Origin of the sequence: Flavobacterium collinsii (genome assembly GCF_946903285.1) — a bacterium.
Lineage (GTDB): Bacteria > Bacteroidota > Bacteroidia > Flavobacteriales > Flavobacteriaceae > Flavobacterium > Flavobacterium collinsii.
On the sequence record NZ_OX336425.1, the window covers coordinates 4,738,036 to 4,753,236 of the forward strand.

The 15,201-nt window shown below is 35.9% G+C and carries 9 protein-coding genes; 5 read left to right on the plus strand and 4 right to left on the minus strand.

Annotated elements, in window-relative coordinates; translation table 11 throughout:
- Positions 1–80 precede the first annotated feature (80 nt).
- A complete protein-coding gene (locus tag OGZ34_RS19140; RefSeq protein ID WP_263361381.1) occupies positions 81–5,384 on the minus strand; it encodes a zinc-dependent metalloprotease in 5,304 nt (1,767 codons plus the stop codon).
- Positions 5,385–5,916: 532 nt separating this feature from the next.
- Between OGZ34_RS19140 and OGZ34_RS19145 the strand changes: the two genes are divergently transcribed.
- Entirely contained in the window at positions 5,917–6,333 is a 417-nt protein-coding gene (locus OGZ34_RS19145; RefSeq protein ID WP_173964602.1) for an acyl-CoA thioesterase, read from the plus strand.
- Positions 6,334–6,872: 539 nt separating this feature from the next.
- Here OGZ34_RS19145 and OGZ34_RS19150 read toward each other — a convergent pair.
- Positions 6,873–7,565, minus strand: coding sequence for an SIMPL domain-containing protein (locus OGZ34_RS19150; RefSeq protein WP_173964601.1), 693 nt, complete (start codon positions 7,563–7,565; stop codon positions 6,873–6,875).
- Positions 7,566–7,618: 53 nt separating this feature from the next.
- Complete coding sequence (locus tag OGZ34_RS19155) at positions 7,619–8,257, minus strand: rhomboid family intramembrane serine protease (RefSeq protein WP_173964600.1); 639 nt, start codon at positions 8,255–8,257, stop codon at positions 7,619–7,621.
- Positions 8,258–8,370: 113 nt separating this feature from the next.
- Here OGZ34_RS19155 and OGZ34_RS19160 point away from each other — a divergent pair, with 113 nt between their 5' ends.
- A complete protein-coding gene (locus OGZ34_RS19160) occupies positions 8,371–9,243 on the plus strand; it encodes a lysophospholipid acyltransferase family protein (RefSeq protein WP_263361382.1) in 873 nt (290 codons plus the stop codon).
- A gap of 157 nt (positions 9,244–9,400) precedes the next feature.
- On the opposite strand, the gene glmM is transcribed toward OGZ34_RS19160, so the two are convergent.
- Positions 9,401–10,789, minus strand: coding sequence for a phosphoglucosamine mutase (glmM, locus tag OGZ34_RS19165; protein WP_263361383.1), 1,389 nt, complete (start codon positions 10,787–10,789; stop codon positions 9,401–9,403).
- A 184-nt stretch (positions 10,790–10,973) separates the two neighbouring features.
- Here glmM and OGZ34_RS19170 point away from each other — a divergent pair, with 184 nt between their 5' ends.
- The 3 genes from OGZ34_RS19170 (at position 10,974) to OGZ34_RS19180 (ending at position 15,160) form a co-directional block, all read left to right on the plus strand.
- The gene (locus OGZ34_RS19170; protein ID WP_263361384.1) at positions 10,974–11,561 is read left to right on the plus strand and encodes an acyl carrier protein phosphodiesterase; all 588 of its coding nucleotides are present in this window, start codon (positions 10,974–10,976) and stop codon (positions 11,559–11,561) included.
- Between the two features lie 52 nt (positions 11,562–11,613).
- The gene (gene ggt, locus OGZ34_RS19175; protein ID WP_263361385.1) at positions 11,614–13,299 is read left to right on the plus strand and encodes a gamma-glutamyltransferase; all 1,686 of its coding nucleotides are present in this window, start codon (positions 11,614–11,616) and stop codon (positions 13,297–13,299) included.
- A 76-nt stretch (positions 13,300–13,375) separates the two neighbouring features.
- Complete coding sequence (locus tag OGZ34_RS19180) at positions 13,376–15,160, plus strand: chloride channel protein (protein ID WP_173964594.1); 1,785 nt, start codon at positions 13,376–13,378, stop codon at positions 15,158–15,160.
- Positions 15,161–15,201: the final 41 nt, after the last annotated feature.

The window sequence follows — 15,201 nt, forward strand, 5'->3', positions numbered from 1 at the left end:
ATACATCTGTTACTTTACAGTATCTTTATTAGCCGAGCATTTTAGTTTACTTCAAATGATTTCATCTAATGGGTTAAAATTTAATATTTTATTATCTTTTTAACTGACTGAACTTTACCGTCCACTGTCACTTTTAAGAAGTAGAAACCAGTGGTAAAATTACTGCCATCAATAGTTATCGTATCAGCAGACTCATCATATGATTTAGTAAATATGTTTTGCCCTAAATTATTATAAATCAGCACTTGTACTTTTTTCCCTAAAAATGAAGCAGAGCTAATGTTTATTGCCTCATTGAACGGGTTTGGATATTGGGTATAGCTAACTTTAGTTTCAAAATCGACAGTTCCCAAAGTAGGAAAAGTAAAAGTATCAACTGTAGAAGGCGTTGTAATTAAAGCCTGCGGTCCTGCACTATATGCATATCGTATTACTGCAAAACTTTTCCCGTCTGTACTTACGGCCGCTTCAAAATAACCATAATAAGAAATGCCATTTTTAACAAATGCAAACCCTATGAATCCCGTTTTTCCATTCCAGTTATTGTAAGCAGGACTGCTAATCATTGCATCTCCCAACAAATTCCAATTGTTGCTTCCTCCAATTGTCTGGTTGGTTCCAATGAAACTAATTGAAGTTGTTCCTGTTTCACTTACTAAACCGTTATTGGTCAAAAATTTCAAACCATCTTCACCATACTGTAGCTTAAATTCGGTCTCATTTCCATCGGCCTCAGCCGTAATCCTAAAGGATCCTAAAGGATTTGAAGCCGATACTATAATAGGGCTTGGCAAATCTACTTTAACTACGGTATAAGCATTTGTAAAAGTAAATCCGGTAGTAAACGATTTGTATTCTAAAACTGCCACTCCCCCGGTAATTGCTGCGTCCAAAAAGGTTATTACAGCTGTAGTTGTGTTTGCAGTTTCATGCGCAGCTGCCTTACCTCTATAACTAACCTGAACAGTAGTATTGTTTACGACACTAATCTGGGCGGTTAATCCTGATGGCAAACCTGTTACGGTAAAATCTGTTCCCTCAACTAAATTTCCTGAATTTTTTGTAAAAGTTCCTCCATTTGTGGTCAATTGTACTTCTACGGTAGTATTAAAAGTTCCTTCGTTAGCTAATTTATCTTCAGCAATTACAGCCGGACTATTGGTCAACTTCACCGAACCTAATTGGAAAGGTGTCGTAATTGCAGCATTAGGAGCCGTATTATAAGCATATTTACCTATAGAATAACTCTGACCGTCGGCATTGACAACCACCTCAAAATAGCCATAATAGGCAACTCCGCTTTTAGTGTATTTAAAACCAACGAACCCCGTTTTGCCATCCCAGGCTGTATAAGTGCCACTTCTTAAAGTAGGAACTCTTGTCCCGTTCCAATTGCTAGTTCCATCAATTATAGTATTATACCCCAAATAGGAAATATTGTTACCTCCGGTTTCACAAACTAAATCTTTGTTATATGTTTCCAGTTTTAGACTACTACCCTCGACATACAATCCATAATCGGTATTATCAGCATCTGCTGTAGTTCTGAAAAAATTCCATGTACTACCTCCAACCGCTACCGTTAATGGAGCTGGCAAATCGACATAAATAATTTTATACGCATCGATATAAGTAAAATTAGTAGTAAAATGAGCTACATCCAGTTTAGCAATTCCGCCTGTAATGGCAGGATCTAAAAACGTAACGGTCACTGTGCCTGCATTTAGCACTTCATTTGATACCGCTTTACCGGAATAAGTTACCTGCGCTGTGGTACTACTTGTTATATTGATGTTAGCAGTTAAACCTGAAGGTAAACCTGCTATAGTATAATCAGTACCTTCAACCAGATTGCCCTGGCTTTTTGCAAAAGTTCCGCCATCGATTGTCAATGCTACGATAGTACTGAAAGTACCATTGTTACTGGACACATCTTCAGAAATGCCAGCCGGTACATTAGCAATATGGGCAAATAAAGCTGGAGTTGTGATAGAACCTTCCGGTGCTGTATTATAAGCATATTTATCGATGGTGTAACTCTCTCCGTCTGCGCTTACAGTTGTTTCAAAATAACCATAAAACGAATGTGCGTCTTTTGTATATTTAAATCCGATGTACCCTTTTTTACCGTCCCAAACCGTATACGAACTACTTCTTAAAGTAGGAACTCTTGTTCCATTCCAATTGCTCGTTCCGTTAATGGTAGTGTTATAGCCCAAATAGGAAATACTGTTTCCTCCGGATTCACAAACCAAATTCTTATTATATGTTTCCAACTTTAAATCGCTGCCTTCCACAAATAGACCATAACTTGCATTATCCGCCTCTGCTGTAATATTAAACGGATTCCACTTCGAACCAGTAACCGATACGGTAAAAGGAGTTGGTAAATCGACATAAACAATTTTATAAGCATTCTTAAAATTAAACTTAGTCGTAAAATTATCACTATCCAAAATAGCGGCTCCTCCGGTAATTGCAGAATTCAGGAAAGTAATGGTTGCGGTGCTTGAATTTGTTGCTTCATTGGCCGTTGCTTTACCTGTATAACTTAACTCTGCTGTTGTGCTATTTAGTATCATAATTTCAGCCGTTAAACCTGCAGGTAATCCTGTTACCTTAAAATCTGTTCCCTGAACCAAACTTCCTGAACTTTTTGTAAAAGTGCCGTCGTTTGTGGTAAGCTGAATGGTTACTTTTGTATCAAAGCTTCCATCATTACTCAAAGCATTTTCGGTGATCTCGTCTAGTGTATTGGCCAAATGAACCGAAAGATCTACCGGAATATCTTCGGTGTTGATACCCGCTCCAGGCTCAGTGTTATAGGCATATTCTAATAAAGTATAAGACGTTCCTTTAGCATTTACTTTTACTTTAAACCAGCCGTAACAAGCCTCTCCCGCAATTGTAAAGGTAAAACCAATATAACCGGTTTTTCCATCCCATGATTTATAAGAAGCATTTCTTAAGTTGTGTAGATTAGGATAACTGCCTCCTTCAACAAAATTACTGCTACTATTGATCAATTGATTCGCTCCAATCAAAGTCATATTTAAAGAGCTGCCTTCACAGACAATTGATTTGGTATAAGTCTCTAATTTAAGATCTCCTTTATCGACAAAAACTCCATAATCCTGTTGATCCGCATCGGCTGAAATTCTGAAGAATTTCCAGGTATTTACAGCATCTGCTGAATAATTCACGTCTTTTACATGTACGATGGCGTAAGGATCTCTGAAATTAACTTTGACAGACGCAACAGAACTTGACAACCCTCCTGTGCCACCTGTAACAGACGCATCTAAAAATGTTACCACCACTGAAGCACTGTTATCTTTTAAATGAGCAACAGCATTTCCGGTGAAAGCCAATTGTACTTCGGTATTGCTAATCACGTTTAGCTTAGCCGTCAAACCTGCCGGAACTCCACTAATCGTATAATCGACTCCGGGAGTTAGTTCTCCTGAATTCTTAACAAAAGTTCCGTTATTAGTCGTTAACTTAAGAGAAGAAGTTTGCGAAATACTTCCATTGTTGGCCGCTGCTTCGAAAAGGACAACCGGAGAAACACTTAAGGCAACTTTATCAGTCATTCCGGTGTAGATTGTTCCTCCCGGTTGTGTATTATAAGCATACTCTATAATGCTGTATCCCGAACCATCTGCCTTAACAACAGCCTTTAACCATCCATAACATTTTTCTCCGTCAACGCTGTATTCAAAACCAAAATAATCTGTTTTTCCATCCCAAATTGTATAAGACGGCGTTCTTATATCTAATTGATTTGGATAAGCTCCCGGTGCTGTAAAATTACTGCTAGCATTAATTGCAGTATTAAAACCAAGAGGTGTAATATTATTTGTTCCTGCATTAGTTACCAGTCTTTTTCCATAAGTTTCTACTTTTAAATGATTGGCTGCAAATCTCCAGGCACCATACTTTACATCATCTCCTTTTTCAACCAAAAAAGCTTTCCATGTAGAAGTTGATGTAACCGTCATATCAGGGATATCAACAAAGAAAATACCATAAGGATCTCTAAATTTAAAATTCCAGCTCAATCCATCGCAAAGCATACCGCTCACCCCTCCGGTCAAAGCAGGAGCTAACAAAGTGATTCCGCCAATAGCAGTATTAGTTGCAGTATGACTTACTGCTGTCCCACTAATAGTAACCGTAGCCTGATTACTACTATTGATCACAATCACGGCGCTTAAACCAGCCGGTAAATTAGCATTAAAATCAACCCCCGAAGTTAGCGTTCCGCTTGACTTAGCAAATGTAGTTCCGTTTAAGGTAATGCTGGCACTACCAGAGATCGTTCCGTTATTAGCAATATCTTCTTTAAAACTTGTGATATCAGAAACCAAACTGCTTCCCGTGGTATTAACACCGGTAGCAGTTAAATTTTGTGCCGTCCATAATGTTCTTCTTGCGGGATGCTGTAAAGCGGCCAACATTCTTACCACCTGTCCTTGAGTAAACATTTTACTGCATCCTTGCGCAGCATTATATCCCATATAATTTTCGATATTTACTTTATCACCGTCACAATTTGTTCCCGGTACACAGCCTAAGGAGTGTTTTCCATCTTCTTTTGGAGTATCGTCTACCTCATCGGTTCCAGTACAGCCACCATCAAAAGTATGTATCAAGTTCAGGAAATGTCCAAACTCATGCGTAAGTACTGATGCAAATTCTTTATTTGTGTTCTCTCCCAAATATGCACCATTATAAACACATCTTGCCAAATTATTATCAGACATCCAGGAATCCGGGTACCAACAAACCCCAGAATTATTGGTCGCTCCATCGGCATACAGATCGTTTTGAATGTAAACGTTCATGTACTTATAATTGTCCCATGCATCTGCCTGAATCTGGTTGTCGTAACCGCCTCCGTTACCATATCCATTTTTCTTTCTTTCAAAAATTACTCCCGTAGTACATTTTCCGCTAGGATCGATTTGTGCCAGCCTGAACTCAATATTTAAAGTTCCTCTTCTGGCCTGGAAAAAAGGCTCAACTGTATTAAAGTCATCATTCAATCCCTTAAAATCCTCATTAAGATTTTTTAATGCAGCTTGTATTTTTTGAAGTGTAACCGATTTACCGTTGAATGAAGTTCCGTACACATGAAAGACAACCGGTATGATGTAGGTCGTATTTTCGGAACTCTTTCTAGTACTCATCTTTTTAGCATACTCTTTACTAAAAAGATTAAAAGCTTTATTCTCTTTTAAAGAACCGGGGTGATTCTTCAATTGCAATTCATTGACCTCCTTTGTGCGACAGCTGTGCGAAGGCCCAATTAAGTCTTGTGCTCTAATTCCCTGGGCGCTCCAGAGACAGCACAACACTAATAAAAGTAGTTGCTTTTTCATAATACTTGTTTTTGGTTATATTTTTTGTTTTTTAGTTAATTATTTGCAATACATGTAATTTAAATCTTAATTTATTAAGATTTAAACCTAAATATTTGACCTGTGTTACAAATTTATCTTTCAAATCTAACCCTAACCCAAGTGTTATTTTTATGTTATATTATTATCAAATGATATTATATTATTGTTTTTTGCTCTAATCTTACTTTTTAACACAATTAATCTTCATTCTTACAATTAAAATCAAAACATGTAAGTGTGTTTTTTCGTTTAAAAAGACACTAAAAATCAGCGGTTTAATTGGTTCTAAAACTTTATGCTTTTTCTATTAATAAGCTCAAATTTTAAATGCTGGCAACTTCACTTCGTACTATCGAAAATTGTAGTACACTTTCAGATTTGAATTCTCTTATTCTAAACTAAAAGTTTATACTTTAGATCTATTTTTACGTGAAAACTATCTAAAAAACAAGAATTACATCGTAATAAACTGTAAGGAAATACGTTTAACACATTCTAACTTTAATTATATATGGAATATTTAAAAAATTACACTGTTGCAGAAGGACACATAGACGTACAAGGCATTATGGACGGCTTATACTACCCATTTTATATGGAAGAATGCCGTCATGCCTTTATAAAAGATATTTTAGGTTTTGATTTTGTACAACAGGCAGAAAACGGCGTGTTTATGGTTTTATCTGAATACAGTATCAAATTTATCCGGTCGTTAAAAAAAGACGATAATTTTGACGTCAACTGTGCTGTTTATACTGATGCTCAGGGATTGCCTCGTTTACATTTCAAACAATCGATCATTAAAAACGGAAAAATAATGGCTTCAGCAGTATTTACGGGGACTTGTATTCCTGCTACAGGAGGCAGACCTTATTTACCTGAAGAATTGAAAGCGAATTTTGTTGATGCACCTTCATTACAGCTATAACCAGAGAAAAATCTCTTTTATGTAAAAACACAAACAGAGTTCCCTTAGCATTTTGAGATATAGAAAAAAGCTGAAAATAGCCATAAAAAAGGGCTGAAAGCCTAAAAGCATTAACATGGTGCGAAGCACTATGAATTAAAGCAAGGACTGGTGCACCCTGAAAGAGCGAGAGCAAACAAAATCTTTTTTATTAAAAAATCTCTTTGGAAAACATAATATAAGTCAATTTCTCTTCTTTGGGATTAGGCTTATCCCCTTTCAGGGCTCAAAACAATCATTATCAATGTCCTTTCATAGTGCTTCGCACTATGCTATTTCTAAGGCTCATTCAGAGCGATAGATAGTAATAAATAGGTTCGTAAATGTGTCAGGTTGTGCAATGCTTCCCTTACCGCAAAGCCTTTTTAAATTGCAAAACTCTCGGCATCAAAAAAATATCTTGCTATAATACCTAAGAGTCGTTAAAACAAAAAATCCCAAACTCCATTTTTAAATTGGAATTTGGGATTTGTAATTTGAGCTTTATTTTTTTATTAGATCTACTCTAGAACAAAGCTTACACTTACGTTAGCTGTAATTTCAATTTCGCCAATTGCAAGCGTTTCGTTTTCAGCACCACCGTTAGTATCCATAGCCATTGATTTCATAGCTGCATACATTGGTCTTGGATTGTACACCTGAGAATTGTCTGAGATTGTAATAGCTTTACCAACTTTTTGTCCTAAAACTGAAACATAATCTTCTGCCTTTGCCTTAGCATCTTTAATGGCTAATTTACGAGCTTCTGATTGGTATTGCGCTAGTTTAGAAGACTCAAAAGTAACGTTATCTAAACGATTGATTCCCTGCTGAACTAAACCTTCCATTACTTCATCGTATTTAGATAAATCTTTCAATACAATTTCTACAGTCTGAGTAGCATTATAATTTGTTTTCTTTTTTTCGTAATCGTATTGCGGATTAAGTGAAACTTGTTTTGTTTTATAATCAGCAACAGGAACATTCATTTTTTTAATGAATTTCAAAACAGCATCGATTTTTTCATCGTTTTGTTTTTTGACATCTTTAGCATTATTCCCTTTTGTCTCAACCGTAGCTGAAATACAAACCTGATCTGGTGCTATTTTTATCTTTCCTTCTCCACTTACATTGATTTGAGGAATTTGTTTGGTTTCTTGTGCGTACGACATAGACATAAACATGATTGTTAAAAATAATACTACTTTCTTCATTTTTGTTATATTTAAATTATTTGATTAGTGACCTTTCAAAAGTTGTGCCATTGTTACAATTTCCCCAATTTGGCCATAACGAAAAGGATCAAAATTGGGATTGCCAACAATATCACCATCATGCTATGATCTACAAATAAGGAAGGTTCTTTGATCAAAGTTATCAAATATCCTCCAATAGCACCTCCAAAATGTGCTGTATGTCCGATATTATCATTTTTAGCCTTCATACCGTATATAGAATATAATAAATATAAAATTCCAAATAAATAAGCTGGCATTGGTATGACAAAAAAGATCCCCAACATCATATCCGGCTGCAACAATATCGCAGAGTACAAAACTCCTGTGACCGCACCCGATGCTCCTACGGCTCTATAACTATAATCATTTTTATGGAACAACATTGTTAATAAACTTCCGAAAATTAAACTTCCGAAATAAATCAACAAAAAAGAAAAATTACCCAACCATTGCAATACCACCGGAGCAAAAAACCAAAGCGTCAGCATATTAAAAAGCAAATGCATCATATCGGCGTGTAAAAAACCAGATGAAAGCATTCTTATTTGTTCTCCCGAGCGAATACTTCCTACATGAAACTCATATTTTCTAAAAAAAGCAAGATTATTGAAACCCTGGTAACTAATCAAAACATTGGCAACTATAATTCCAATCAAAATGGTATTCATAAAAAACATTTAATGTGAATTGTAAATATAGTCATTCTTAAACATATGTTAGCATCATTCCAAAATATCGATCGTAATTCATTTTTGCTTTATATTTGTAAAAAAAACAATACATGCAATTTCTCGTTTATATAATAGCCTATCCTTTTCTATGGCTTATCTCTATTCTCCCATTTCGATTATTTTACTGGTTTTCTGATTTGGTCTGTTTTCTGATTTACAGAATCGTAGGCTATCGCAAAAAAGTAGTTCGAGAAAACTTAAAACTTACTTTACCACATTTAAACGATGCTGAGCGAAAAGAAATCGAAAAGAAATTCTATAGCCACATGTGCGATATGTTTCTGGAAATGATCAAAACGATGAGCATTTCGCCTGAAGAAATGGAAAAAAGATTTAAGACTACGAATATTGATCTTGTAAATGAGTATGCAAAAAAAGGTAAAAGCACCATTCTGGTAGCTGCGCACTACGCCAGTTATGAATGGCTTTTAACTATGAACACAAAAATTGCTTTTCAGGGTATAGCAGTCTATAAAAAAGTGGCCAATCCCTACTTTGATAAATTGGTTCGAAAAATACGTTCTAAATACGATACCGAATTGGTTGAAACCAGAAAAGCAATTCCAACAATGGCTCAAAACCAACGTGATGGAATTTTAAGTATGTATGGTTTAGCAAGCGATCAATCGCCAAAACTGGATCGAATTTTTCACTCGATGAAGTTTATGGGAATCGAAGTTCCAGTGCATACAGGTGCCGAAATGCTGGCCAAAAAATACGATCTAAGTGTTATTTTTGTAAAAGTAAAAAAAGTAGCCAGAGGTTATTATGAGGCTACCTTTGTACCAATCGCCGATAATCCAAATGATTACGAAAACTTTGACATTACTGAAAAGTACTTAAGAGAAGTAGAAAAACAAATTTATGAAGCCCCTGAATTCTATTTATGGACACACAAAAGATGGAAACATAGGATAGAGTAATTTTTTTTTATGAAATGTGAGATGTAAAATGTGAATTGTGAGTTTTTGGTGTTCAAACCTAAAATACTCTTTCACTTTTCACTTTTGAGTCTTCAAAATAAAAAACACCTTTTTCGTAAATGAAAAAGGTGTTTTTATTTATAGTAACGACAGAGAATTAGATTCCTGCAATCGCTTTTATTTCATCAATGATTCGAAGTGCCAATACGTCGGCTTTTTCCTGAGAAGGAGCTTCTGTATAAATCCTGATGATTGGCTCTGTGTTCGATTTTCTTAAATGAACCCATTCTGTAGCAAAATCAATTTTCACACCATCAATTGTACTAATATCTTCATTTTTGTATTTTTCGGTCATGGCTTCCAAAATTGCATCAACGTCGATTTGTGGTGTTAATTCAATTTTATTTTTACTCATATAATATTCAGGGTAAGAAGCTCGTAATGCCGAAACTGACATTTTTTTATTTGCTAAATGCGTCAGGAATAAAGCCACTCCTACCAAACTATCTCTTCCATAATGAGATTCCGGATAAATAATTCCACCGTTACCTTCACCTCCAATAATAGCATTGTTTTTCTTCATTAACGCTACTACATTTACTTCACCTACAGCACTTGCTTCGTATTTCCCACCATGAGCAACGGTTACGTCGCGCAAAGCACGTGACGATGACATATTTGAAACTGTATTTCCAGGAGTTTTACTCAACACATAATCCGCACAAGCTACCAAAGTATATTCTTCTCCAAACATTTCTCCATCTTCAGAGATAAATGCCAAACGGTCTACGTCCGGATCAACAACAACTCCTAAATGTGCTTTCTCTTTCACAACCAGTTCAGAAATATCCGTTAAATGTTCTTTTAAAGGTTCCGGGTTATGAGGGAAATGCCCGTTTGGTTCGCAGTATAATTTTACAACTTCAACACCCATTAATTCTAATAATTTTGGAATAATGATTCCTCCAGAAGAATTTACTCCATCAACAACTACTTTGAACTTTGCAGCTTTTACTGCTTCAACATCTACCAAAGGCAAGTTTAAAACCTCGTCGATATGGATATCCATATACGCGTCATTTATGGTAATTTCACCCAAACTGTCAACATCCGAGAAATCGAAAGCTTCTGCTTCGGCAATTTCAAGAATTTTAGCACCTTCTTCTCCGCTTAAGAATTCACCTTTTGCATTCAGCAGCTTTAAAGCATTCCACTGTTTTGGATTGTGAGAAGCCGTTAAAATGATTCCTCCATCTGCCTTTTCTAAAGGAACAGCTACCTCTACAGTCGGTGTAGTAGAAAGCCCAAGATCAATTACATTAATTCCTAAACCTATTAAAGTATTCACTACAAGGTTATGAATCATTGGCCCCGAAATTCTGGCATCACGACCAATTACTACTGTAAGTTTTTCTTTTGATGTATTGTTTTTCAGAAAAGTTCCATATGCCGATGCAAATTTCACAGCATCAACAGGAGTCAGGTTATCTCCTACTTTTCCACCGATTGTTCCTCTTATTCCTGAAATTGATTTTATTAAAGTCATTTTTGTGAGTTATGGTTATTTTTTGTCACAAATATAGAAAAGTTACTAAGATTCTAAGTTGCTAAGGTTCTAAGTTTTCAGATTTTAAATACGAAGTGATCTATCATTCCTTAAAACGATGTCAAAAAGTTTTCATACTTTTACTAAAATAACTTAGTTTCTTAGAACCTCAGGACCTAAACAAATGAATTTCCTAGCCCATATATATCTTTCCGGCGAAAACGATCTGATCAAAATTGGCAACTTTATGGCCGATGGAATTCGTGGAAAACAGTTTGAGCATTTTCCGGAAGATGTTCAAAAAGGCATTCTTCTACATCGATCTATAGACACCTATACCGATTCGCATGATGTTTTCAGGCAAAGTACCAAACGTTTACATGAAAAATACCATCATTATGCAGGTGTTATTGTCGACATTGTTTACGATCATTTCCTTGCAAAAAACTGGGAAAAGTACTCTGATGAAAAATTGGATCGTTTTGTTAACCGATTTTACAGATCTTTGCATGAAAATTATCCCATTTTAACAGAAAAGACGCAAGACTTAATGCCTTATATGATCAAACAAAACTGGCTTTTGAGTTATCAGACTGTTGAAGGAATACACCAAATTTTAACTCAGATGGACCGAAGAAGGTCGAAAAACCAATCCAATATGCAATTTGCCAGTGCAGAACTAATAGAATTCTATCCGGAATTTGAGCGTGAATTCACACTCTTTTTTGAAGATATAAAAAGCCATTCCAGTCAAAAATTACTTTCTCTTTAATACCGCTTTTTACAGAGAAAGCACCAATACTACATTTTAATTTTACATCAGCATGAAAAAAATAACTTTCTTAGTTACCCTAATCTACATTAGCTGTACCGCACAGCAAAACCCAATAAAACCAACCGGACTTGTCGTTTCAAAAGCCATGGTGGTTTCGGCACGTGCAGAAGCTTCAAAAGTTGGAGCAGACATCATGAAAAAAGGTGGTAATGCCTTTGACGCAATGGTCGGTACTGAACTGGCTTTGGCTGTTGCATTCCCATATGCAGGAAATATTGGCGGTGGTGGTTTTATGGTTTACCGAAAAGCCAATGGCGAAGTGGGCTCACTGGATTACCGCGAAAAAGCACCTCTTGCTGCAACAAAAGATATGTTTCTCGATAAAGATGGAAATGTCATTAAAGGAAAAAGTACCGAAACAGCTTTAGCAATTGGAGTTCCGGGAACTGTCGCCGGAGTTTTCGCTGTTCATAAAAAACTAGGATCTCTTCCGATGTCCGAAATATTAAAACCTGTTATTGCCCTTGCCGAAAAAGGTGTAATTGTAACCTTAAAACAACAAAAGCAACTGGAAGCTTATCATGACGCCATTGTAAAAGTGAACGGTCTGAATACACTTATGGCCGGAAAATTCAAAGAAAACGACACGATCAAATATTCTGCTCTGGCCAGTACTTTAAAACGCATTCAAAAGAATGGAAGAGATGAGTTCTACAAAGGTCAAACTGCTAAAACCTTAGTAAATTATATTCAGAAAAAAGGCGGTATCATAACGCTTAAAGATCTTGAGAAATACGAGGCCAAATGGAGAAAACCACTACAGTTTGACTATAAAGAATTAAAAATCACCTCTATGGCACCACCAAGCAGTGGTGGAATTTGTCTGGCTCAAATCATGAAAATGATTACTCCTTATGACTTATCCAAAATGGGACATAATTCGGTAGAATCCATTCAGGTTATTGTTGAAGCCGAGCGAAGAGCATATGCAGACAGAAGTCAGTTTTTAGGTGACCCTGATTTTGTAAAAATTCCAATGAAAGCTTTGCTATCTGATACGTATTTAAAAGACAGAATGTCGAGTTTCAATACCGAAAAAGCCAGTTTATCCTCTGAAATAAAAGAAGGAAAAGTAACGTACAATGAAAGTACTGAAACTACTCACTATTCTATCGTTGATGCACAAGGAAATGCTGTAGCTGCAACTACCACAATAAATGACGCATTTGGATCTAAATATTACTGTGACGAGCTGGGTTTCTTTTTAAACAATGAAATGGACGATTTTAGTGCAAAACCCGGATCTCCTAATATGTTTGGTTTAGTAGGAAATGAAGCCAACAGTATTGCACCGCAAAAAAGAATGCTAAGCTCAATGACTCCAACGATTGTCGAAAAAAACGGAAAACTGTTTATGGTGGTAGGTACTCCCGGCGGATCAACTATTATCACTTCTGTATTACAGGCAATTTTAAATGTATACGAATACAATTTAAGCATGCAGGAAGCTGTAAATGCTCCCCGTTTTCACCACCAATGGCTTCCGGATCTGATTACATTTGAACCTAATGCCTTTAGCAATGTTACAATTGACAAACTAAAAGCAAAAAACTATCTGATCAATGAAAAAAATGCTCCTGTAATTGGCAAGCTGGACTGTATCCTGGTTCTTCCAAACAATTCTCTTGAAGGTGGTGCTGATTTTCGCGGAGACGATACAGCGGTTGGTTTTTAATATTAGTTCTCTATTTTCGTGAGTTTTCAAACATTATAGACTAAATTTGTATTCTCCCTAACCTTTTACAAACAGCATGCTAAAAAAATATTTTAGAAAACTAGAAAACATTATCGCTTTAGGACAATCGTTAATGACTCCAAAGCAATTTATTTTCCTGTCAAGCGTTTTAATTGGTATCTCCTGCTCTCTGGCAGTAATTGTTTTAAAAACTTTTGCCCATAGTGTTTTTTCATTCGCCACTTATATCAATGGAATTTTAAAACTGAGTTTTATTAACAGTATACTTCCAATTATTGGTATTGTACTTACTGTTTTTGTTGTCAAAAGAGTTCTAAACGGTAGCATCGAAAAAGGAACATCACAAATATTGTATGCTGTTGCAAAAAAAGCGAGTATTATTCCCAGAAAACAAATGTATGCCCAAATCGTTACCAGCTCCTTAACGGTTGGTCTGGGAGGTTCTGCGGGTCTTGAAAGCCCCATTGTGGTTACAGGAGCCGCTTTTGGGTCAAATTTTGCTCAAAATTACAGATTACCTTATAAAGACCGGACTTTACTGATTGGCTGTGGTGTTGCAGCTGGAATTGCCGCTGCTTTTAACGCCCCTATTGCCGGAGTTCTTTTTGCAATTGAGGTTTTGCTGGTAGATGTAAGTATTTCAGCTTTTACTCCTATCATGATTTCGGCCGCAACAGGGGCTTTAGTTTCGGCTATTGTTTTGGACGAAACAATTTTATTATCCTTTAAAAAACAGGAAGCATTTAATTATCATAATATTCCATTTTATGTACTTCTGGGAATTTTAACCGGTTTTATGGCCGTTTATTACGCCCGAAATTTTCAAAGAATTGAGCATTATTTTGCCAATCTAAAAATGGGAGCCTACAAAAAAGCATTAATAGGAGCTTCGTTATTGGCCTTACTAATTTTTGTTTTCCCAACACTCTTTGGAGAGGGTTATGAAAGTATAAAAACACTATCCGAAACCGATCCCGGAAAAATATTAAACAATACCCTGTTTGAAGATTTCAGAAACAATCAGTGGGTTTTATTATTATTTGTAGGATGTACCATGATGGTCAAAGTTTTTGCCTCGGCATTAACTATTGGTAGCGGTGGAAACGGTGGAAATTTCGCACCTTCCTTATTTCTAGGATCTTATTTAGGTTATTTTTTCTCTAAATTCATTAGCCTTATCGGTTTATCAAAACTGCCGATCAGTAATTTTACAATGGTTGGAATGGCGGGAATTTTAAGTGGATTGTTTCATGCACCTTTAACCGCTATCTTCTTAATTGCTGAAATCACGGGAGGTTACAGCTTAATGATTCCGCTGATGATTGTATCATCAATCAGTTTTGCAATTTCAAAACGTTTTGAAAAATATTCACTAGACGTTAAAGGTCTGGCTAAAAAAGGACACGCTTTTACAAGCAATAAAGATTCAAATATTTTATCAACTTTAGATATCGACACCATTATTCAATGTGACTATCTAACAGTACATCCAGAGGAGAACTTAAGCAAACTGGTCGATCTTATTTCCCACTCCAACCAAGTGGTTTTTGCAGTTGTAAACAATGAAAAAGAGCTTGTTGGTATTGTTCATTTTAACGATATAAGGGAGATTATTTTTAACTCTTATCGTGTCAAGTACACTTTAATTAAAGACGTCATGAAAACACCGGCAGCTACCATTTCTTCTACTGACAGTATGGAAATTGTAATGAGCAAATTTGAAATATCAAAAACAGCATTCCTTCCCGTTATCCGAAACGAAAAATACTATGGCTTCATCTCCAAATCTATAGCACTTGAAGCCTATAGAACCAAGCTGCGTTCTATGACAATTGAATAGCCTTAATATCGGATATGTTATTTTTTTGGATTATCCGATAT